This is a genomic window from Streptomyces sp. NPDC005794, from assembly GCF_042871445.1.
Lineage (GTDB): Bacteria > Actinomycetota > Actinomycetes > Streptomycetales > Streptomycetaceae > Streptomyces.
Genome location: NZ_JBIAIN010000004.1, coordinates 164,463 through 184,659 on the forward strand (window position 1 = coordinate 164,463; position 20,197 = coordinate 184,659).

The following is a 20,197-nucleotide window of genomic DNA, read 5'->3' on the forward strand; positions in this document are numbered from 1 at the left end:
CCTCACTCGGAGGAGAGTTCATCGGTCACCTTCCTGAGTTCCCCGGCCGTCAGCGGGGCAGCCAGGGCTTTCGCCGCATCGTCCCAGTGTTCGCGGGTGCTGGCCGAGGTCAGGAGCACCTCGAGGCCGGGGCACGATCCGGCAGCCAGCAAGGCAGCGGCTGCGGGCGACAGGCCGGGGCGGATGAAGTTCACCAGTTCGGGTGTCATGGCATCCAGCAGATCGCCGCCGTGCAGAGGGGCGGAGCCGAACGTGATCAGCCCCGCGTCTTGCGCGTGCATCAGCGGTCCAACGCCGTTGAGCGCCTGCCTGATCAGGTCGTCCATGATCAGACTGACCGGCATCTGCAAGCCCATGAGGTGGTGCTCTGCCGAGCCCGACGCCTGCCGCGCAAGGGCGAGCAGCTCGGGAACGGTGAACGCTTCGGAGGTCAGGCCCGACCATGTAGCTACCCCGTAGCCGCCGATCCTGCCCGCCTGTGCGTACTCCTCCAGTGCGGCGAACGCTTCCCGCATACGCCCATGCAGAGCGGCCCGGTCATGACCGTGCCCATGGTGCTCAGGGTTGTGCACGAACACGATGTCCGCCCGGCCGAGCACAGCCAACGAACGCTCCGTCTGCCATCGAACGAAGTGCGGAGCGAGGCTGTGCCCACGGGCGGCCTCTTCCCGGCTGAGTACCTTCTCCGCCAGAGCGGCATGCCCTTGCTTGCCCGTGAAGAACCCCGTCTTCGTGGCTACCCGCACGGTCGGGTACGTCCGCAGCACCGGGCGCAGTCCCTCGTGCGCGTAGCCATGGGCATAGTTGGGTGCCGTGTCCACCCACGGGCTACCCGCAGCTAGGGCGGTGCGTGCCGCCTGACCCACGGCACGCACACGGTACGTCCCCAGGGACAGCACGGCCGTCACAGCGCTGTCCCCACGACCGCGACGACGTGCCCCTCTATGAGGGCCGAGACAAGCTCGGCCACGTCCTTGACCTCCAGTCCCGCGCAGTCGGCCATGTCCCCGAGCGTGACGGGCGCACCGGTCAGCAGGGCGCTTAGGGCAGGTTCGGCCGACTCGGCGAAGTCGAAGGCGGTACCGGCCGCCGAGAGCGTCACCGTGCCATGTGCGCCGTTCGCCGTCAGGCGGCCCCGGGAGGTGGTCACCTTGACCGTGATCCCCCGCTGTGCGGGCAGCCCGTCCACGTAGGGCAGGGAGGGGATCAGGTGGCCGAGGTCGGTCGTGTCGATGGACTCCGCCCACCGCTCCACCAGCCGGGAGTCAGCCATCATGTTGAGCACCTCAAGACGCATGGCCCCGACGAAGTCCGACTGTTCCGTCAGGGACAGGAACCGCGGGACGTCCTTGCGCAGTGCGAGGGACGAACGGAGCTGGTCCACGATCCAGAGCATGAGGTCCGCACCCGTGTGCGGAACCATGCCGAACGTCAGGTGAAGGGACTCCGTCCCTTGGTCGGCGGTGACCGCGTGCCACCAGCCGCGCGGCAGGTAGAGCACATCCCCCGGTGACAGGACGATGTCCGCTACCGGGTCGCCCTCGGGCGTCTCAGGAGACTCCACGTCCCGGAAGGTCGGAGCCTCTCGGGTGGAGCCGTACAGGCGCCACCGCTTCGAGCCGTGCACCTGTACCACCACCACGTCGTGGTCGTCCCAGTGCAGGCCGAAGCCTTCCCGGTCGGTCCAGGACGCGTACGCGTTGGCCTGTACGGACGTGCCGAGGAACCGTTCGAGACCTTCGGCAGCCGCACCCACCGCCGGGTGGATCTTCTCTACCGAGTCGAGGACCAGCGACGCGCCGTCCTTGAGCTGGGCGTGGAACTCGGCCGGCTGGATGCGCGACCAGCTCACCGCGCGGCGGTTCGTGGTCGGGATCGCGTAGCGGTGGAGGGGAACCATCTCGCCGTCGAGCGACAGGCGCAGCCGGGGCGGCTCAAGGCGCTGCGAAGCGATGATCCGGTTCAGGTCGTCGAAGGAGAACAGGCCCGCCGTATCGGCGGTGCCGGGGATGTGCGCGTAGGAGCGGTGGTACGTCTGGGCAAGGAACGTGTCCCCACCCAGACGCCCCGCCCACGAAGCCGCATCAAGCATCGTGGGCTACCCCGCTAGTCGTTGCCGTCGGAACGGCCACTGGTGTTGTCCGACTCCTGCTCGGCCCGCGTCCTTGCGGCCACGATCTGCCGCTTCGCGATGAGCAGGCCACCCCCTACGGGGGCCGTCGAACCGGTGCTCTCTTCCACCATCGGACTTACCTCTCTACTCGGGAAACCCCGCCGGGAATCCGGCGGGAGGAACGAAGGGGCAGCCACCTTCGAGGCAGCTACCGCGAGGCAGGGGGCAGGGCTTCACCGCGACGGGATCTCTCTCATCGCCTCCGCGATCTGCTCGACCGCGTCTGCGCGGATCATGCCGAGGTGGACGTACGCGCCCCCGGTGTTGGTGACCACGGGTCGCACGCTGCTCCACGCGCTCTCCGGGATGCCCAGTGCGGCGAAGGCAGCACGCAAGGACTCGGCCGCATCCGTCGCCGTGGTGCGCGACTGTCTCCAAGTCCGCATCTCCATCAGCCAGCCACCGACTTCGGGCAGTCGTTCGCGTGGCGGTACGTGGCCAGGGGTGGCCCGGCCGTCCGATCAAGGACGATGCGACGGGCAACTTCCATGGGCTTCAGAGGGCGCAGGCACGCGGCACAGTCCTGCCCCGCAGGGGCATAGGTCACGTACTCCAGCGCGCCCCGCTCCGGGGCCTCCTCGTTCACCCTGACCATGTCGCCGCCTCCGCCTGCCTCGGTGTGCAGACGACGCTAGGGACCTACGGGTATGCGGCTCTACCTTGTTGCACGCTGTTGCACGGGATCACCCGAGCGTGGAGAGCGCGTCACGGATCAGACCCTTCGCCGGCTCGCCCCGTACGGCCACTCGTGACAGCTCAGCGAAGGCGCGTAGATAGGTGTAGATCTCGCCGGGAGTGGTCAGGTTGATCTCAGCCGTCAGCGTCTCCACAGCTACTTGCTGATCATCGAAGGAGTAGAACGCTTCGAGCGGCCACACCGTTCGGCGTGCCTGCTTCGGGATGATGCCGAGCGCCACGTTCGGCCGACGCATGACAGTGAGCAGGTGCTCAAGCTGTTCTCGCATGGCTTCGTCATCGCAGACCCGGTAGTGGAGAACCGTCTCTTCGAGGAGCAGCGCGAAGCGGTGGTCACCCTCACGGATCACCCGCGACCTGTCGAGCCTGGCAGCCACCGCGTCAGCCACGTCATCCGGTGTGCCCTGAAAGGCCGTGATGGCTCTCAGAAGCCCTGTCGCGTACCCGGCGGTCTGGAGCATGCCCGGCATGACGTTCGAGGCGTAGACGCGGAACGAGCGGGTGCGCTGGTAAAGCGGGACAGTCTGCTCATGGACACGGCGCATGCCGTCCTTGTGGATCTGCCTCCACTCGACGTACATGGACTCGGCGTTGCGCGACGCAGCGATGAGGTCAGCCGCCTGGCCGTCCGCTCCGCACGCCGAACACCACGCCCGGATGTCCGCATCCGAGGGAGGCGTGATGCCCCGCGCGATGCGGGAAGATTTCGCCCGGTGCCAGCCGCACCGAACGGCCAGCTCATGGCCTGACAGCCCCGCGTCTTTCATCAGCCCTTGCAGGCGGGTGGCTACCGCCTGACGCGCGGCTTGGGCACTGGAAAGCGGAGAGGTAGGCATGAGCTGACCGGTCAGGAATCAGACGGTGTACTTCTCGTGCGGGATGCCCCGCTCCCACACCGCCTCGAACGCCGACGCGCACAGCTTGGCTACGGCCGCGTCCTCCGTCTGGTCGGTGTGGACCCACCTGCCGACGCCGTCGAAGACGTTGAACTGAACAAGCCTGCCGTCGAACAACCAGAAGTCGTTGCCCGGCAGGGCCAGATCCGAAGCACTGCGGCGGGGCAGCCAACGGATCTGTTCTCCGGCCGCCACGTTGGTGAAGGTGCCGGAGTGCTCGAACGCGATGTAATCGCTGACCGGCTCCGACACGATGCGGGCACGTCGGATGACGACACCCTTGGCCGTGACCTCCTGCACCAGGTCCAGCCACGGACGCCACCAGGAACTCCGGTCATCCGGGTCCAGTCGGTGCCCCTCCTGCCACGCCGCGAAGCCTTCGATCTCGTTGTCCACGCCGTATCCGTCGCGCATCTCAAGATGCACGGCTGACTCCCGCACTGACCTGATGAGGTCAGAGAAGTCAGTCAGACTCTGCGACACGAAGCGCCTCCCTGAGAAGCGGGACCATCCGCTTCGGAACCCTGATCACCGACTCATGCCCGGGGATCAGAACATCCCGTGAGCTTTCGCCCGTGGTCTGCTCGTCTGCTGTCCACCCCTGGATCACAAGATCCTTTGACTCCTGGTCCACCCACACAGCAGGTGATCCGTGATCTCCGGACTCAGGATCTTTACCAACGAACCGTAAGGCCATGAGGTCCCTCCCTGTCGAGCGCGTTGCGCCTGGTTGCACGACCCTCACCCTGCCGGACTGTGCTGGTCAAGGGGGCGTGTTCACCCCAACGGGGTCGGGGGCGGCTGCGGCCTAGGGAGGGCACGCAAAAGGCGTCCGGCTCTGTGTCGGGCCGGACGCCCTCTACCTGCCTACACCCACTCCACGGCCGAGACGATGCGCCCGCCGTCTTGCCGAGGGGCGGGGAGCGGCGTTCGCCGCAGCGTGCGCGAAGCCTGCTCACGCTCTCTCGCTCCGAGCCCTCGAAGGATCTCGGCCCGCTCCGCATCGGTCATGCCTGCGAGCGACTCAGCCATCCGACGGACGGCATCTCCGCTGGTCACTACGGCTTCTTGACCGTGAGCGGGAGCATCTTCTTACCGCTCTCGCTCAGTTGTGGCCATGTGTCGAACTGCGGGCACACGCCGCAGTCGAAGCACGGCGTCCAGCGGCAGTCCTCGACCTCGGTCTCGTCGAGCGAGTCCTGCCAGTCCTCCCAGAGCCAGTCCTTGTCGAGGCCGGAGTCCAGGTGGTCCCAGGGCAGGACCTCCTCGTAGGTCCGCTCGCGGGTGGTGTACCAGTCCACGTCGACACCGAAGGCGGGGAGCGTCTTCTCGGCGCTCTTCATCCAGAGGTCGTAGCTGAAGTGCTCGCGCCAGCCGTCGAAGCGGCCACCGGACTCGTAGACCTCGCGGATGACCGCGCCGACCCGGCGGTCACCGCGGGAGAGCAGGCCCTCGACGATGCCGGGCTTGCCGTCGTGGTACCGGAAGCCGATGGAGCGGCCGTACTTCTTGTCGTCGCGGATCTTGTCGCGGAGCTTCTTCAGCCGGGCGTCGGTGTCCTCGGCGCTGAGCTGCGGGGCCCACTGGAAGGGGGTGTGCGGCTTGGGCACGAAGCCGCCGATGGAGACGGTGCAGCGGATGTCGTTCTGCCCGGAGACCTCGCGGCCCTTGGCGATGACGTTGACCGCCATGTCGCCGATCTGGAGGACGTCCTCGTCGGTCTCGGTGGGCAGGCCGCACATGAAGTACAGCTTCACCTGGCGCCAGCCGTTGCCGTACGCGGTGGCGACCGTGCGGATCAGGTCCTCCTCCGAGACCATCTTGTTGATGACCTTGCGCATGCGCTCGGAGCCGCCCTCGGGGGCGAAGGTGAGGCCGGACCTGCGGCCGTTGCGGGTCAGCTCGTTGGCCAGGTCCACGTTGAACGCGTCGACGCGGGTGGAGGGCAGCGAGAGGCCGACCTTGTCGTCCGTGTACCGGTCGGCGAGTCCCTTGGCGATCTCACCGATCTCGGTGTGGTCCGCGGAGGAGAGCGACAGGAGGCCGACCTCCTCGAAGCCCGTGGCCTTGAGCCCCTTCTCGACCATCTCGCCGATGCCGGTGATGCTTCGCTCCCGCACGGGGCGCGTGATCATGCCGGCCTGGCAGAAGCGGCAGCCGCGGGTGCAGCCGCGGAAGATCTCCACGGACATCCGCTCGTGGACGGTCTCGGCGAGGGGGACGAGCGGCTGCTTGGGGTACGGCCATTCGTCGAGGTCCATGACGGTGTGCTTGGACACGCGCCACGGCACGCCGGACTTGTTGGGCACCACGCGGCCGATGCGGCCGTCGGGGAGGTACTCGACGTCGTAGAAGCCGGGTACGTAGACGCCGCCCGTCCTCGCGAGGCGGAACAGCACCTCCTCGCGGCCGCCGGGCCGGCCCTCGGCCTTCCAGGCGCGGATGATCTCGGTGATCTCCAGGACGGCCTGCTCGCCGTCGCCGATGACCGCGCAGTCGATGAAGTCCGCGATCGGCTCGGGGTTGAAGGCGGCGTGGCCGCCCGCCAGCACGATCGGGTGATCGACGGTGCGGTCCTTGGACTCCAGCGGGATGCCCGCGAGGTCCAGGGCCGTGAACATGTTGGTGTAGCCGAGCTCGGTGGAGAAGCTGAGGCCGAACACGTCGAAGGCACCGACGGGGCGGTGGCTGTCCACGGTGAACTGCGGCACCTTGTGCGCGCGCATCAGCTCCTCGAGGTCCGGCCACACGCTGTACGTGCGCTCGGCGAGGACGCCCTCACGCTCGTTGAGCACCTCGTAGAGGATCATGACGCCCTGGTTGGGGAGTCCGACCTCGTAGGCGTCCGGGTACATGAGTGCCCAGCGGACGTCGCATTCGTCCCACGGTTTGACGGTGGAGTTCAGCTCACCGCCGACGTACTGGATGGGCTTCTGCACATGCGGGAGCAGAGCTTCGAGCTGCGGGAAGACCGACTCGGCAGACATCTGTGGACCTTCGTAGCTGGCAGGGGTGACCATCAAGCGTAACCCGGTGCTCAGCCCTTCAGCGCCGCGCGCAGTCCGGGGCGGGACGCCCGGGCCCAGGTTCCGGGCAGTTCGCGTTCCCGTGCAGCCGCCGCGGCCTCCTCCCGGCCGTACAGCAGCCCCCAGGTGAACGCGGACTCCCCCGCGCCGTGGGCCTGGGCTCCGAGGGTGCGCAGAACGTTCCGGGCCAGGACGCTGTCCTGGTGGTCGCCGAGGACCGACTGCACGGACTTCATCCGCTGGGCGAACTTCTTGGCCGGCTTACCCAGGGCGGGCCTGGCGGCCTCGGCGGCGTAGCGGACGCGCTTGGCGGCCTTGCGCGCCTCGTGCATGGCCACGTCTCGGTCCTCGCCCGGCGGCTGCTCCAGGGCGTGCCCGACGCGGGTGGCGAGGCGCTCGTAGTCCCTGAGCACGGCACGGGGCAGGGCATCCCGTGGTGTCCGTGCCGCGGCGGGGCGCAGGGGCGGGTCGGCGAGGAGGGCGTCCAGGGAGTCCAGCAGGGCCAGATAGCGCTCCGTGTCGAGCACGGAGGTGACCCGCCTCCGGGAACCGGTGCGCCTGGCGACGGAGGTGAGCTGCAGCCGGGCTTTCACCGGGCCGAGGAGCAGGGGCGCGGGCAGACCGGCGACGTCGGAGCGGAGACGCGCGTCGAGGACTTCCTGGTCGCGGTCGACCCCGAGCTCGGCGGCGAGCCACTTCAGCTCCTCGCGGAGCGGATCGGTGACGGTCCGGTCGAGTATCTTGCGGTATGTCCTGAAGGCACTGCGCAGCCGGCGGGTGGCGACCCGCATGCGGTGCACGCTGTCGGGCAGGTCGCGGCGTACGGCGGGGTCCAGCTCCACGAGAGCCGTGACCTGACGGCGTACGTAGGCGAGTACATGGTCGCCGGCGGTGCGCGGGGCCGCGGGCCTCCGGACCTTCGCGCGCTTCTCGGGGGCGGTCTCGGCCAGGGCCCTGGCCAGCTTGGACGGTGCGGCCGAGGGCCGGATCCCGGCCTTGCGCAGCCGCCGCTCGACGGCGTCGAGGAGCGCGGGGTCGCCGTCGTCGGCCAGCTCGACCTCCATCTCGGTCCATGCCGAGGTGACGCCTTGCCCTTTTCCGGTGAGGCGTTCCGCGAGGACCTCGTCGATGCTCAGCTCGGCGAGCAGGGCGCCGTCCTCGTCGAGGAGGTGGTGGACGTCCCGGGCGGAGAGGATCCGTACGACGGGGGCCACCGGGGTGTTCCGTACGCGGGAGCGGAGCAGCGCGCCGAGGTCGGGCGGCAGGGTGTCGGTGAGCGGGGCCTGGATCTCGTCACGGACACCGGCGGAGACGGGGATCTTGAGATGCCACCCGGCGTCGTCCCCGCCCGTTCTGCGGCGCAGGGTGAGGGAGTCCGCGGCCAGCCGGAAGGTGTCGGTGTCGTAGTAGACGGCGTCGAGTTCGCTCAGCCCGCGGTGGACGACGGCCGAGACCCCGGCCGCACGGGTCAGATCGGGCAGCCGGGTCTCGGGAGTCGCTTCGTACTTTCGTTCGACCTCATGCTTGGAGTCCGCCATATGACGAATCTATCCGCGATGTCGGCGGGTATGCAGGGCGGAGCCAGGACCGCCCCTGTGCCGGGCGGTCCTCTGGTCAGGCCGACATCGGCCGTTGCACCTTGATGGACTGGAGCAGTCCGATCGCCACCCAGACGGCGAACATCGACGAGCCTCCGTAGGACACGAACGGCAGCGGAAGTCCGGCCACCGGCATGATCCCGAGTGTCATCCCGATGTTCTCGAACGACTGGAAGGCGAACCAGGCGATGATGCCGGCGGCCACGACGGTCCCGTACAGCTCGGTCGTCCCGCGGGCGATACGGCAGGCGCGCCACAGGACGACGCCGAGCAGGACGATGATCAGTCCGGCTCCGAGGAAGCCGAGCTCCTCGCCCGCGACGGTGAAGACGAAGTCGGTCTGCTGTTCGGGGACGAACTGGCCTGTCGTCTGGGATCCGTTGAAGAGCCCGGTTCCCGTGAGACCGCCGGAACCGATGGCGATGCGGGCCTGGTTGGTGTTGTAGCCGACGCCGGCCGGGTCGAGCGCCGGATTGGCGAAGGCCGCGAACCGGGCGATCTGGTAGTCGTCGAGCACGCCGAGCTGCCAGACGGCCACCGCGCCGGCAGCGCCCGCGCCGAGGAGCCCGAAGATCCAGCGGTTGGAGGCGCCGGAGGCGAGAAGCACGCCGAGGACGATGACGGCCATGACCATGACGGAGCCGAGGTCGGGCATCAGCATGACGATCGCCATCGGGACGAGTGCCAGGCCGAGCGCCTTGGCGACGGTCCGGTGGTCGGGATGCGCCTGGTCGCCGGCGTCGACCCGGGCGGCGAGCAGCATCGCCATGCCCAGGATAATCGTGATCTTGGTGAACTCGGAGGGCTGGAGGGAGAAGCCTGCGGGGAGGACGATCCAGGCGTGCGCGCCGTTGACGGTGGCGCCGAGCGGCGTGAGGACGGCGAGGACGAGCACGACCGACAGCCCGTAGAGGACCGGCACCGCTCCCCGCAGGGTGCGGTGCCCGAGCCAGATGGTGCCGATCATCAGCACGAGGCCGATGCCGGTGTTGAGCGCGTGCCGGAACAGGAAGTAGTACGGGTCGCCGTGGGTGAGCGAATCGCGGCCCCGGGTCGCCGACCAGACCAGCAGCGAGCCGACGAAGGACAGGGCGAGCGCCGATCCGAGGAGCGGCCAGTCCAGCCGCCGCACGACGGAGTCGCGGGCGGTGAGCCTGGTCCAGACGGAGCGCTGTTCGGGGGCGTAGCGCGAGACGGAGAAGCCTGCCATCAGTCACGCCTCCCCAGGGTCACGGGGAGGGCGCCGGCGAGCGCCTGCGTGCCGTCGTCGACGGGCGCGGGGGTGTACGGCTTGATCTTGGGCGACTCGATCTGTCCGTCGGGCTTGATCTTGGGCAGGGTCTTCTGCGGGGTGGGCAGCAGCGCCTTCTTGAGGTCCTGCTTGCCGCTCGCGTCGAGCCCGTAGAGCGCGTTGTAGATGTTGCGCACGGCGGGGCCGGAGGCGCCGGAGCCCGTACCACCCTGGGAGATCGTCATGACGATCGAGTAGTCCTTGGTGTACGTGGCGAACCACGAGGTCGTCTGCTTGCCGTAGACCTCGGCGGTGCCCGTCTTGGCGTGCATCGGGATCTTGTCCTGGGGCCATCCGCCGAAACGCCAGGCGGCGCTGCCCCGGGTCGCGACTCCCGCGAGGGCTTCGTCTATCTTGTCGCGCGTGTCTCCCTTGAAGGGCAGCTTGCCGTGGGCCTGGGGCGCGATCTCCTGGACGGTCCTGCCGTCGCCGCTGACGACCGCCTTCCCGACGGCCGGGTCGTACAGGGTGCCGCCGTTGGAGATCGCGGCGTAGATGGTCGCCATCTGGATCGGGGTGACGAGCGTGTCGCCCTGGCCGATCGAGTAGTTGACGGAGTCACCGGCGCGCATCTTGTTGCCCTCGAGGCAGCCCTCGTACGCGATCTTCTCGACGTACGTGCCGTCCTTCTTGCCCTGCTTGCACCAGGCCGCCTTGTTGGCGTCGTAGAAGTCCTGCTTCCACTGGCGGTCGGGAACGCGGCCGGCGACCTCGTTGGGGAGGTCGATGCCGGTCTCCTTGCCGAGTCCGAACTGGTGGGCCGTCCTGTAGAACCAGTCCCCCGGGTTCTTCTTCGGCTTGTTGCCGCCGTCCTTCGCCCACTCCTTGTGCGCCAGGCCGTAGTAGACGGTGTCGCAGGAGACCTCGAGGGCACGCCCGAGGTTGATGCTGCCGTAGCCCTGGGACTCGAAGTTCTTGAAGACCTGGCCGCCGATGGAGTACGAGCTCGGGCACGGGTAGTTGCCGTCGAAGTCGTATCCGGCGTTGACCGCGGCGGTCGAGGAGATGACCTTGAAGATCGACCCGGGTGCGGCGGTGCCCTGGATGGCCCGGTTCAGCAGCGGGAAGTTGGACTTCTTGCCGGTGAGCTGGGCGTAGTCCTTGGCGGAGATGCCGCCGATCCAGGCGTTGGGGTCGTACGTCGGCAGGGACGCCATGGACACGATGCGGCCGGTCTTGGCCTCCATGACGACGACGGCGCCGGAGTCCGCCTTGTACAGCTCGTTGGTGTTGCGGTCCATCTCCTTGCGGGCCGTCTCCATCGCCTTGTTGAGCTCGTACTCGGCGACGGCCTGGACCCGGGCGTCGATGGAGGTGACGACGCTGGAGCCGGGCTCCGCCTCGTCGTTCTGCGCCTCGCCGATGACGCGGCCGAGGTTGTCGACCTCGTAGCGGGTGACGCCGGCCTTGCCGCGCAGCTCGTTGTCGTAGGTGCGCTCCAGGCCGGAGCGGCCGACCTGGTCGGAGCGGAGGTACGGCGAGTCGGTGTCCTGCGCCTTGGTGACCTCTTCGTCGGTGACGGGCGAGAGGTAGCCGAGGACCTGGGCGGTGTTGGCCTTGCCGGGTGCGGCGTAGCGGCGTACGGCGGTGGGTTCGGCCGTGATGCCGGGGAAGTCCTCGGCGCGCTCGCGGATCGTGAGGGCCTGCTGGGTGGTGGCCTCGTCGGTGACCGGGATCGGCTGGTAGGGCGAGCCGTTCCAGCAGGGCTGCGGGGTCTCGGCGTCGCAGAGCCGGACCTTGTCCTGGACGTCCTTGGGCTTCATGTCGAGGACGCCGGCCAGACGCGTGAGGACGCCGACGCCGTCGTCCTTCATCTTCATCAGCTCGGTACGGCTCGCGGAGACGACGAGACGGGTCTCGTTGTCGGCGAGGGGCACGCCGCGCGCGTCGAGGATGGAACCACGGACGGCGGGCTGCACGACCTGCTGGACGTGGTTGTTCTTGGCCTCGTCGGTGTACTCCTGCCCGTTGCGGATCTGGAGGTACCAGAGCCGGCCGCCGAGCGTCAGGAGCAGGGAGAAGACGAGGACCTGGATGACGACGAGACGGATCTGGACCCGCGGGGTCCGGCCCGTCTCCGGGATGTTGCTCACGGGGTGCCCCCGGTGGTGGTGGGTCGGCCGGGAGTACGGGGGTCGCCCCCGGAGGAGAACAGCCTCACAGTCGCTTGACCCCCTTGATCCTTCCTGCACGTGCGGCGCGGCTGCGGGCCGCCCTCAGGCGCATCCCGCCCCGCTGGCTGCCGATCCGCAGCCCGGTGCCCGAGGCCAGCCAGCCGGCGGCGACGTCACCGCTGCCGGAACTGTCGGAGACCGGGTCGTTCTCGGTGCGTCTGGCGAGCGCCATGATCAGCGGAACGGTGAACGGCGCGAGGAGCAGGTCGTACACCGCTGCGGTGAACAGCAGGCTGCCCAGGCCCACATGGCGGGCGGCCGTGTCGCCGACGAGGGAGCCGACACCGGCGTACAGCAGGGTCGACGCGAGCGCCGCGACGACGACGAAGGCCATCGGGGTGAGGGCCGACTTCAGCTGGCCCTTCTCGGGGCGGGCCATTCCGGCGAGGTAGCCGATGATGCAGAGCACCAGGGCGTAGCGCCCGGCGGCGTGGTCGGCGGGCGGTGCCAGGTCCGCGAGGAGACCCGCGCCGAAGCCGATGAGGGCGCCGCTGACGGGCCCGTACACGAAGGCGAGTCCGAGGACGACGAGGAGCAGCAGGTCGGGGGTGGCCCCGGGGAGCTGGAGGCGGGCGAGGACGGAGACCTGGATGACGAGGGCGACCACGACCAGGGCGACGGAGAGCAGAGTCCTGTTCAAACGCATGGGGTCAGCTCTATTCCTGCTCGTTCGCCGCGTCACCGGCGGCCGTGTCGGCGTTTCCGGAGGCGTCCGGGGAGGCGCCCGGGGAAGCGGACGCGTCGGGCTTCTCGTTGATGTTCCCGACGACCGTTCCGCTGCCGTCGACGAGGTCACCGTTCGGCTGGACGGTGACGGTGACGGTCGGGGTGGGCTTGGGCTTCTCCGGCTTCTTGGCCTGCTTCGGCAGGACCATGTCGCGGGGGTCGTCACGGGGAGCCTGGACGACGATGCCCACGATGTCGAGCTTGGTGAAGCCGACGTACGGGCGGACGTAGACGGTCCGGGTCAGGTCGCCGCCGGACGGGTCGACACGGACGACCTCGCCGACCGGCACGCCGGGGACGAAGGGCTTGTCCCCGCTCGAGCCGAAGGTGACCAGCCGGTCGCCCTTCTTGACGTCGGCCTTGCCGTTGAGGAACTGGACCGACAGCGGCCGGGATCCCTGTCCGGTGGCGAAGCCGAGCTCGTCGGTCTTCTCCATCCGGGTGCCGACGGTGAAGTCGGGGTCGTTGGCCAGCAGGACGGTCGCGGTGTTCGGGCCGACGGTGGTGACCCGGCCGACGAGCCCTTCGCCGTTCAGTACGGTCATGTCACGCTGGAGGCCGTCGTCGGCCCCCGCGTCGATGGTGATGGTCCAGGAGAATCCCTGGGCCGCTCCTATGGCGATGACCTGTGCGGCCTTGATGCCGTACTGGCCGGATCCGGCGCTCTTCAGCATGGTGTCGAGTTGGCGGACCTTGCTGGCGTTGCGGTCATCGCTGCCGAGCTTCGTCTTCAGCTCGGCGTTCTCGTGCTCCAGGGCCGCGATCCTGTCGTGCCGGTCACCGGAGTCCCGTACGGCGCCGATGGCATTGCCCACCGGGTCCACCGCGGCCGCGACACCGTTCTCGACCGGTCCGAAGACCGTGGCGGCGGCCTGCCGGGCTCCGTCCACCGGTGACTCCTCGCCACCGCGGATATCGACCGTGATCAGGGCGAATGCGATGGCGATCAGCAGCACCAGGAGCAGCCGGCTCTCTCGTGTGTCCCTCACGTGCGGCGGCCGTGCCTTCCTCGTCGGAATGTTCGTGCCTGTATACCAACGTTCCGCCGTACGGGACGGCAGTGCCCGTACGGCGGAACATCGTGTTCTACCGTCGGGGCTGGGCGTCCAGCACCTGCTGGAGTGCCTCGAACTCCTCGACGCACTTACCGGATCCGAGCGCCACCGAGTCCAGCGGGTCCTCGGCGATGTGGATCGGCATGCCCGTCTCGTGGCGGAGGCGCTCGTCGAGCCCACGCAGGAGCGCGCCGCCGCCGGTGAGGACGATGCCTCGGTCCATGACGTCGCCCGAGAGCTCCGGCGGGCACTTGTCGAGGGTCGTCTTCACGGCGTCGACGATCGCGTTGACCGGTTCCTCGATGGCCTTGCGCACCTCGGTCGCGGAGATGACGACGGTCTTGGGCAGGCCCGAGACCAGGTCGCGTCCGCGGATCTCGGTGTGCTCGTCCTTCTCCATCTCGAACGCCGAGCCGATCGTGATCTTGATCTGTTCGGCGGTGCGCTCACCGAGGAGGAGGGAGTACTCCTTCTTGATGTGCTGGATGATCGCGTTGTCCAGTTCGTCACCGGCGACCCGGATCGACTGGGCGGTGACGATTCCGCCGAGCGAGATCACCGCGACCTCGGTGGTGCCGCCACCGATGTCGACGACCATGTTGCCGGTGGCCTCGTGGACCGGCAGGCCTGAGCCGATGGCCGCGGCCATGGGCTCCTCGATGATGTGCACCTGGCGCGCGCCGGCCTGCGTCGACGCCTCGATGACGGCGCGTCGCTCGACCCCTGTGATGCCGGAGGGCACACAGACGACGACCCGCGGGCGGGCCAGGTAGCGGCGCTTGTGGATCTTCAGGATGAAGTAGCGGAGCATGCGCTCCGTGATCTCGAAGTCGGCGATCACGCCGTCCTTCAGGGGCCGCACGGCAACGATGTTCCCCGGCGTGCGGCCGATCATCTTCTTTGCCTCGGCGCCGACCGCCAGGATTCCGCCGGTGTTGGTGTTGATGGCCACGACGGACGGCTCGTTCAGAACGATGCCGCGCCCCCTGACGTACACCAGCGTGTTGGCAGTCCCGAGGTCGATAGCCATGTCACGGCCGATGAACGACATTGAGTTCCCCTTGTTCCCCATGAGGATGCGTCGGGCCTTCCCAAGAAGCGAAGAATGGCTTGTTCCAGGTAGGCGAGGGTGGGCGCTGCGGGCGTGGAAGCTTCCATCGTAGTGCCGTATGCACGGACACAGCGCGAGGGTCCTTCGCCTTTGCGAGTGGAACAGTAGCCCGTTCCACCCATGGTGACGTTACGTCGGAGGGATGCGTTCCCGCGATACGTGACCCTATGCCGAAGGGCGACCGAATTACTTCGGTCGCCCCAGGTCATGAGCGCTGATTGGCGGAGCCGAAGTCAGGAAAGTCCGGGAAAGAACAGCTTCAGTTCTCGCTCTGCGGACTCCTCGGAGTCCGAGGCGTGGATGAGGTTCTCCCGGGTGATCGTGCCGAAGTCACCACGGATCGAGCCGGGCGCGGCGGCGATCGGGTCGGTCGGACCGGCCAGGGCGCGGACGCCCTCGATGACCCGCTCGCCTTCGGCCACCAGGGCGACGACGGGGCCGGAGGCCATGAACTCCACGAGCGGCTCGTAGAACGGGCGGCCCTTGTGCTCGCCGTAGTGCTGCTCCAGGGTCTCCTGGTCGAGCGTGCGCAGCTCCAGCGCGGTGATCGTCCATCCGGCCTTGCGTTCGATACGGCCGACGATCTCGCCGATCAGCCCACGCCGGACGGCGTCGGGCTTGAGAAGGACGAGGGTGCGCTGAGTCATGTGCGGCTCCTTGCAGACTTTCGGGTGCGGGTGAGGGCGAGATTACAGGGGTACGCGAACGGCCCTACGGCCGGGTTACGCTGCGTCATCCTTGGGCCGGGGCCTGTGCGCTCTCCTGTGCCTCCGCCTGGGCCGCCCACCGCGCCTTGGCCTCGTCGATCCGTCGGCCGTAGTGCACCGAGGCCCACCACAGGGCGCCGAAGATCACGCCGAGGATGAACATCATCGGGACGAAGAAGCCGCTCAGCACCAGCAGGATCTGGAGCGCCCAGCCGAGCTGTACGCCACCCGGCCGGGTGATCACACCGCAGAGCAGGACGGACAGCAGCATGCCGATGCCGCAGACCGTCCAGACCGTGGCCATGGACATGTCGTCGGACTTCATCGCCACGAGTCCGGCGAAGCCGATGACGAAGAACTCACCGATCAGCGTCGATGCGCAGAGCGTACGCACAGGTCAGCGCCTTCCCAGGAGCAGCCGGGCCTCGCCGACCGTGATCACGGATCCGGTCACCAGGACTCCGGCGCCCGCGTATTCGGCCTCTTCCTCGGCGAGGGTGATCGCGGCCTCCAGCGCGTCGTCCAGACGCGGCTCGACCTGCACACGGTCGTTACCGAAGACCTCGACGGCGATCGCGGCGAGCGCGTCCGCGTCCATGGCGCGCGGGCTGGAGTTCTGGGTGACGACGACCTCGGCGAAGATCGGCTCGAAGGCTTCGAGGAGCCCCCGGACGTCCTTGCCGTCGCTCGCACCGACGACGCCGATCAGCCGGGAGAAGCTGAACGCCTCGGAGATCCCCTCGGCTGCGGCAAGGCCGCCGGCCGGGTTGTGCGCCGCGTCCAGGACGACGGTCGGGCTGGACCGGACGACCTCCAGACGGCCCGGCGAGAGCACCGAGAGGAAGGCCTTGCGGACCGCTTCCCCATCGAGGCTGCGGGCCTGCTCCGCGCCGATACCGAAGAACGCCTCGACGGCGGCGAGCGCCACCGCCGCGTTGTGCGCCTGGTGCGCCCCGTAGAGCGGGAGGAAGATGTTGTCGTACTCGCCGCCCAGGCCCCGCAGGGTCAGCAGCTGGCCGCCGACCGCGATCTCGCGGGAGACGATGCCGAACTCCATGCCCTCGCGGGCGACCGTGGCGTCCACCTCGACGGCCTTCTTCAGCATGACCTGCGCGGCGTCGACCGGCTGCTGGGCCAGGATCACCGTCGCACCCTGCTTGATGACACCGGCCTTCTCACCGGCGATCTCGGCGGGGCTGGAGCCGAGGCGGTCGGTGTGGTCCAGCGAGATGGGGGTGATGACGGCGACCGTGGAGTCGATGACGTTCGTCGCGTCCCAGGTGCCGCCCATGCCGACCTCGACGACCGCGACGTCGACGGGCGCGTCGGCGAAGGCCGCGTACGCCATGCCCGTCAGCACCTCGAAGAACGAGAGCCGGTAGGGCTGCTGGGCGTCGACCATCTCGACGTACGGCTTGATGTCGTTGTACGTCTCGATGAAGCGCTCGGCGTCGATCGGGGCGCCGTCCAGGCTGATCCGCTCGGTGATCGACTGGACGTGCGGGGAGGTGTAGCGGCCGGTACGGAGCTCGAAGGCGCTCAGCAGGGCCTCGATCATGCGGGCCGTGCTGGTCTTGCCGTTCGTCCCCGTGATGTGGATCGAGGGGTAGGCGCGCTGGGGCTCGCCCAGCACGTCCATCAGGGCGGCGATACGGGTCACCGAGGGCTCGAGCTTGGTCTCGCCCCAGCGTCCGGCGAGCTCCTGCTCCACCTCGCGCAGCGCACGGTCGGTCTCGGGGTCGGCGGGGCGGTCGGGGACCGCCTCGCCCTGAGGCGGGCCCGACTGGGTGCGCAGTGTCCGGCTCCCGGCCTCGATCACCGCCAGGTCGGGGTCGCGCTGGGTCTCTTCGTCGACGATCTCCGCGAAGGTGTCGTCGGGATCGGACGCGTCGTGCCGGTCTGAAGGGCGGGGCTCACTCACAGGGCCAGTCTACGGATGGCCACGGACATCGCGCGCAGCGCCCGCCGCCGCGCTTCCCCCAGGGCACGGCGAAGCCCCCGCGCTCCCGGTCGGTCGGGGGCGCGGGGGCTCCGTGATCAGGTCATCAGCCCTTCGGCAGGTTCGCCAGCTGGGCGGCGATCCGCTCGATGTCGGCCTCCGCCTTGGCGAGCCGGCCACGGATCTTGTCGACCACGTTGTCCGGGGCCTTGGCCAGGAACGCCTCGTTGCCGAGCTTCCCGGTGGCCTGGGCCTTCTCCTTCTCGGCGGCTTCCAGGTCCTTGGTCAGGCGCTTGCGCTCGGCCGCGACATCGATCGTGCCGGAGAGATCGAGCGCGACGGTGGTCCCGGCGACCGGCAGCGAGGCGGTGGCCTGGAAGCCGTCCCCGGCGGGCTGCAGGCGCAGGAGCTGCCGGATGGCCGCCTCGTGCGGGGCCAGCGCGGTGCCGGTCAGGGTGAGTTCGGCCGGGACCTTCTGGCCGGGCTGGAGGCCCTGGTCGTTACGGAAGCGGCGGACCTCGGTGACGACCTGCTGGACGAGCTCGATCTCCTTCTCGGCCGCCTCGTCGCGGAAGCCGGAGTCGGTCGGCCAGTCCGCGATGACGACGGACTCGCGGCCGGTGAGCGCGGTCCACAGCGCCTCGGTGACGAACGGCACGATCGGGTGCAGCAGACGCAGCATCACGTCGAGGACCTCGCCCAGGACCCTGCCCGAGATCTCGGCAGGGCGGCCACCCGCGAAGAACGTGGTCTTGGACAGCTCGACGTACCAGTCGAAGACCTCGTCCCAGGCGAAGTGCCGCAGGGACTCGCTGATCTTCGCGAACTGGAAGTCGTCGTAGTACGCGTCGACGTCCGCGACCGTCCTGCCCAGGCGCGACAGGATCCAGCGGTCGGTCACCGACATCTCGTCGGCGGACGGCAGTTCGCCCTCGATCGTGGCGCCGTTCATCAGCGCGAAGCGGGTGGCGTTCCAGATCTTGTTGGAGAACTTCGCCGAGCCCTGGACCCAGTCCTCGCCGATCGGGACGTCGGTGCCCGGGTTGGCGCCGCGCGCGAGGGTGAAGCGCAGCGCGTCGGAGCCGTACTTGTCCATCCAGTCCAGCGGGTTGACCACGTTGCCGAAGGACTTCGACATCTTCTTGCCGTGCTCGTCGCGGACCATGCCGTGCAGGACGATGGTGCCGAACGGCGGGACCCCGTCGTTGACGTACAGGCCGAACATCATCATCCGGGCGACCCAGAAGAAGAGGATGTCGTAGCCGGTGACCAGGACCGAGTTCGGGTAGAACTTCGCGAGGCTGTCGGTCTGTTCGGGCCAGCCGAGCGTCGAGAAGGGCCACAGGCCTGAGGAGAACCAGGTGTCCAGGACATCACTGTCCTGCGTCCAGCCCTCGCCGGTGGGCGCCTCGTCGTCCGGTCCGACGCAGACGACCTCGCCGTTGGGCCCGTACCAGACGGGGATGCGGTGACCCCACCAGAGCTGGCGCGAGATCGTCCAGTCGTGGAGGTTGTCGACCCAGTCGAAGTACCGCTTCTCCATCTCCTGCGGGTGGATCTTGACCCTGCCGTCACGGACGGCGTCACCGGCCGCCTTGGCGAGCGGCTCGACCTTGACCCACCACTGGAGGGAGAGGCGCGGCTCGATGGTCGTCTTGCAGCGCGAGCAGTGGCCCACGGAGTGGACGTACGGGCGCTTCTCGGCGACGATCCGGCCCTCGGCACGCAGGGCGGCGACGATGGCGGAGCGCGCCTCCAGGCGGTCCAGTCCCTCGAAGGGACCGGGGACGGTGATGACGGCCCGCTCGTCCATGACCGTGAGGAACGGCAGGTCGTGGCGCTTGCCGATCTCGAAGTCGTTGGGGTCGTGGGCGGGCGTCACCTTGACGGCACCGGTGCCGAACTCCGGGTCGACGTGGTGGTCGGCGACGACCGGGATCGTGCGGTCGGTGAGCGGCAGCTTGATCCGCTTGCCGACCAGGTGCTGGTAGCGCTCGTCCTCGGGGTGGACGGCGACGGCCGTGTCGCCGAGCATCGTCTCGGCACGGGTGGTGGCGACGACGATCGTCTCGTCGCCCTCGCCGTACGTCATGGAGACGAGCTCGCCGTCGTCCTCCTGGTACTCGACCTCGATGTCGGAGATCGCGGTCAGACAGCGGGGGCACCAGTTGATGATGCGCTCGGCGCGGTAGATCAGCCCGTCGTCGTACATCTGCTTGAAGACGGTCTGGACGGCCTTGGAGAGGCCCTCGTCCATGGTGAAGCGCTCACGGGACCAGGCGACGCCCTCGCCGAGGCGGCGCATCTGACCGGAGATCTGGCCGCCCGACTCGTTCTTCCACTGCCAGACACGCTCGACGAAGGCCTCGCGTCCCAGGTCGTGACGGGACTTGCCCTCCTTGCCCAGCTCGCGCTCGACCACGTTCTGGGTGGCGATACCCGCGTGGTCCATGCCGGGCTGGTACAGCGCTTCGAAGCCCTGCATGCGCTTACGGCGGACGAGTGCGTCGATCAGCGTGTGCTCGAACGCGTGGCCCAGGTGGAGCGAGCCGGTGACGTTGGGCGGCGGGATGACGATGCTGTACGGCGGCTTGTCGCTGTTCTCGTCGACTTCGAAGTACCCGCGCTCTACCCAGCGCTCGTACAGCTTCCCCTCTACCTCGGCCGGCGCGTACTGGGTCGGCAGTTCGGGGGTGCTGGCTGGCTGCTGCGCTGCGTTCTCGGTCACGGCACACAGTTTAGGGGCGTCACAGTCATGCACTGAAACCGGTTTGTTCAGTAACGGTGTACGCCCTGATGCCCTAT

General features: G+C 68.7%; 17 protein-coding genes. All 17 read right to left on the reverse strand.

Annotated features, from left to right (window positions below):
- Window positions 1-2: 2 nt before the first annotated feature.
- The 17 genes from ACFYQ5_RS07855 to ACFYQ5_RS07935 all read right to left on the reverse strand — a co-directional run bounded on the left by ACFYQ5_RS07855 (window position 3) and on the right by ACFYQ5_RS07935 (window position 20,120).
- Window positions 3-908 carry an aldo/keto reductase gene (locus ACFYQ5_RS07855; RefSeq protein ID WP_389194618.1) on the reverse strand — a complete coding sequence of 302 codons (906 nt, stop codon included), beginning with the start codon at window positions 906-908 and terminating at the stop codon, window positions 3-5.
- The gene (locus ACFYQ5_RS07860; RefSeq protein ID WP_389194621.1) at window positions 905-2,092 is read right to left on the reverse strand and encodes a JmjC domain-containing protein; all 1,188 of its coding nucleotides are present in this window, start codon (window positions 2,090-2,092) and stop codon (window positions 905-907) included. The genes ACFYQ5_RS07855 and ACFYQ5_RS07860 overlap by 4 nt, the downstream gene beginning before the upstream one ends.
- 14 nt (window positions 2,093-2,106) lie before the next feature.
- Entirely contained in the window at window positions 2,107-2,244 is a 138-nt protein-coding gene (locus ACFYQ5_RS07865; RefSeq protein WP_168712694.1) for a hypothetical protein, read from the reverse strand.
- A 102-nt stretch (window positions 2,245-2,346) separates the two neighbouring features.
- The gene (locus tag ACFYQ5_RS07870) at window positions 2,347-2,559 is read right to left on the reverse strand and encodes a hypothetical protein (RefSeq protein WP_389194625.1); all 213 of its coding nucleotides are present in this window, start codon (window positions 2,557-2,559) and stop codon (window positions 2,347-2,349) included.
- A gap of 297 nt (window positions 2,560-2,856) precedes the next feature.
- Window positions 2,857-3,705, reverse strand: a complete 849-nt coding sequence (locus tag ACFYQ5_RS07875) for a helix-turn-helix domain-containing protein (RefSeq protein ID WP_389194627.1) — start codon at window positions 3,703-3,705, stop codon at window positions 2,857-2,859.
- A gap of 18 nt (window positions 3,706-3,723) precedes the next feature.
- Window positions 3,724-4,248 carry a DUF6879 family protein gene (locus ACFYQ5_RS07880; RefSeq protein WP_389194630.1) on the reverse strand — a complete coding sequence of 175 codons (525 nt, stop codon included), beginning with the start codon at window positions 4,246-4,248 and terminating at the stop codon, window positions 3,724-3,726.
- Window positions 4,249-4,823: 575 nt separating this feature from the next.
- Window positions 4,824-6,752, reverse strand: a complete 1,929-nt coding sequence (locus ACFYQ5_RS07885; RefSeq protein WP_389194633.1) for a TIGR03960 family B12-binding radical SAM protein — start codon at window positions 6,750-6,752, stop codon at window positions 4,824-4,826.
- 50 nt (window positions 6,753-6,802) lie between these two features.
- Entirely contained in the window at window positions 6,803-8,329 is a 1,527-nt protein-coding gene (locus ACFYQ5_RS07890) for a CHAD domain-containing protein (RefSeq protein WP_389194636.1), read from the reverse strand.
- A 76-nt stretch (window positions 8,330-8,405) separates the two neighbouring features.
- On the reverse strand, window positions 8,406-9,599 hold the full coding sequence (gene rodA, locus ACFYQ5_RS07895) for a rod shape-determining protein RodA (RefSeq protein WP_389194639.1): 1,194 nt from the start codon (window positions 9,597-9,599) through the stop codon (window positions 8,406-8,408).
- Complete coding sequence (gene mrdA / locus ACFYQ5_RS07900; RefSeq protein ID WP_389194641.1) at window positions 9,599-11,773, reverse strand: penicillin-binding protein 2; 2,175 nt, start codon at window positions 11,771-11,773, stop codon at window positions 9,599-9,601. Before mrdA ends, rodA begins: the two co-directional genes overlap by 1 nt.
- Before the next feature lie 64 nt (window positions 11,774-11,837).
- Window positions 11,838-12,500, reverse strand: a complete 663-nt coding sequence (mreD, locus tag ACFYQ5_RS07905; RefSeq protein ID WP_389194644.1) for a rod shape-determining protein MreD — start codon at window positions 12,498-12,500, stop codon at window positions 11,838-11,840.
- 10 nt (window positions 12,501-12,510) lie between these two features.
- A complete protein-coding gene (gene mreC, locus ACFYQ5_RS07910) occupies window positions 12,511-13,569 on the reverse strand; it encodes a rod shape-determining protein MreC (RefSeq protein ID WP_389194646.1) in 1,059 nt (352 codons plus the stop codon).
- 97 nt (window positions 13,570-13,666) lie between these two features.
- Complete coding sequence (locus ACFYQ5_RS07915) at window positions 13,667-14,686, reverse strand: rod shape-determining protein (RefSeq protein ID WP_073746922.1); 1,020 nt, start codon at window positions 14,684-14,686, stop codon at window positions 13,667-13,669.
- 293 nt (window positions 14,687-14,979) lie between these two features.
- Window positions 14,980-15,393 carry a nucleoside-diphosphate kinase gene (gene ndk / locus ACFYQ5_RS07920; RefSeq protein ID WP_014156293.1) on the reverse strand — a complete coding sequence of 138 codons (414 nt, stop codon included), beginning with the start codon at window positions 15,391-15,393 and terminating at the stop codon, window positions 14,980-14,982.
- Window positions 15,394-15,478: 85 nt separating this feature from the next.
- On the reverse strand, window positions 15,479-15,847 hold the full coding sequence (locus tag ACFYQ5_RS07925) for a DUF4233 domain-containing protein (protein ID WP_389194649.1): 369 nt from the start codon (window positions 15,845-15,847) through the stop codon (window positions 15,479-15,481).
- Window positions 15,848-15,850: 3 nt separating this feature from the next.
- Window positions 15,851-17,374 carry a bifunctional folylpolyglutamate synthase/dihydrofolate synthase gene (locus tag ACFYQ5_RS07930; RefSeq protein WP_389194652.1) on the reverse strand — a complete coding sequence of 508 codons (1,524 nt, stop codon included), beginning with the start codon at window positions 17,372-17,374 and terminating at the stop codon, window positions 15,851-15,853.
- A 124-nt stretch (window positions 17,375-17,498) separates the two neighbouring features.
- A complete protein-coding gene (locus ACFYQ5_RS07935) occupies window positions 17,499-20,120 on the reverse strand; it encodes a valine--tRNA ligase (RefSeq protein WP_389194655.1) in 2,622 nt (873 codons plus the stop codon).
- Window positions 20,121-20,197 lie beyond the last annotated feature (77 nt).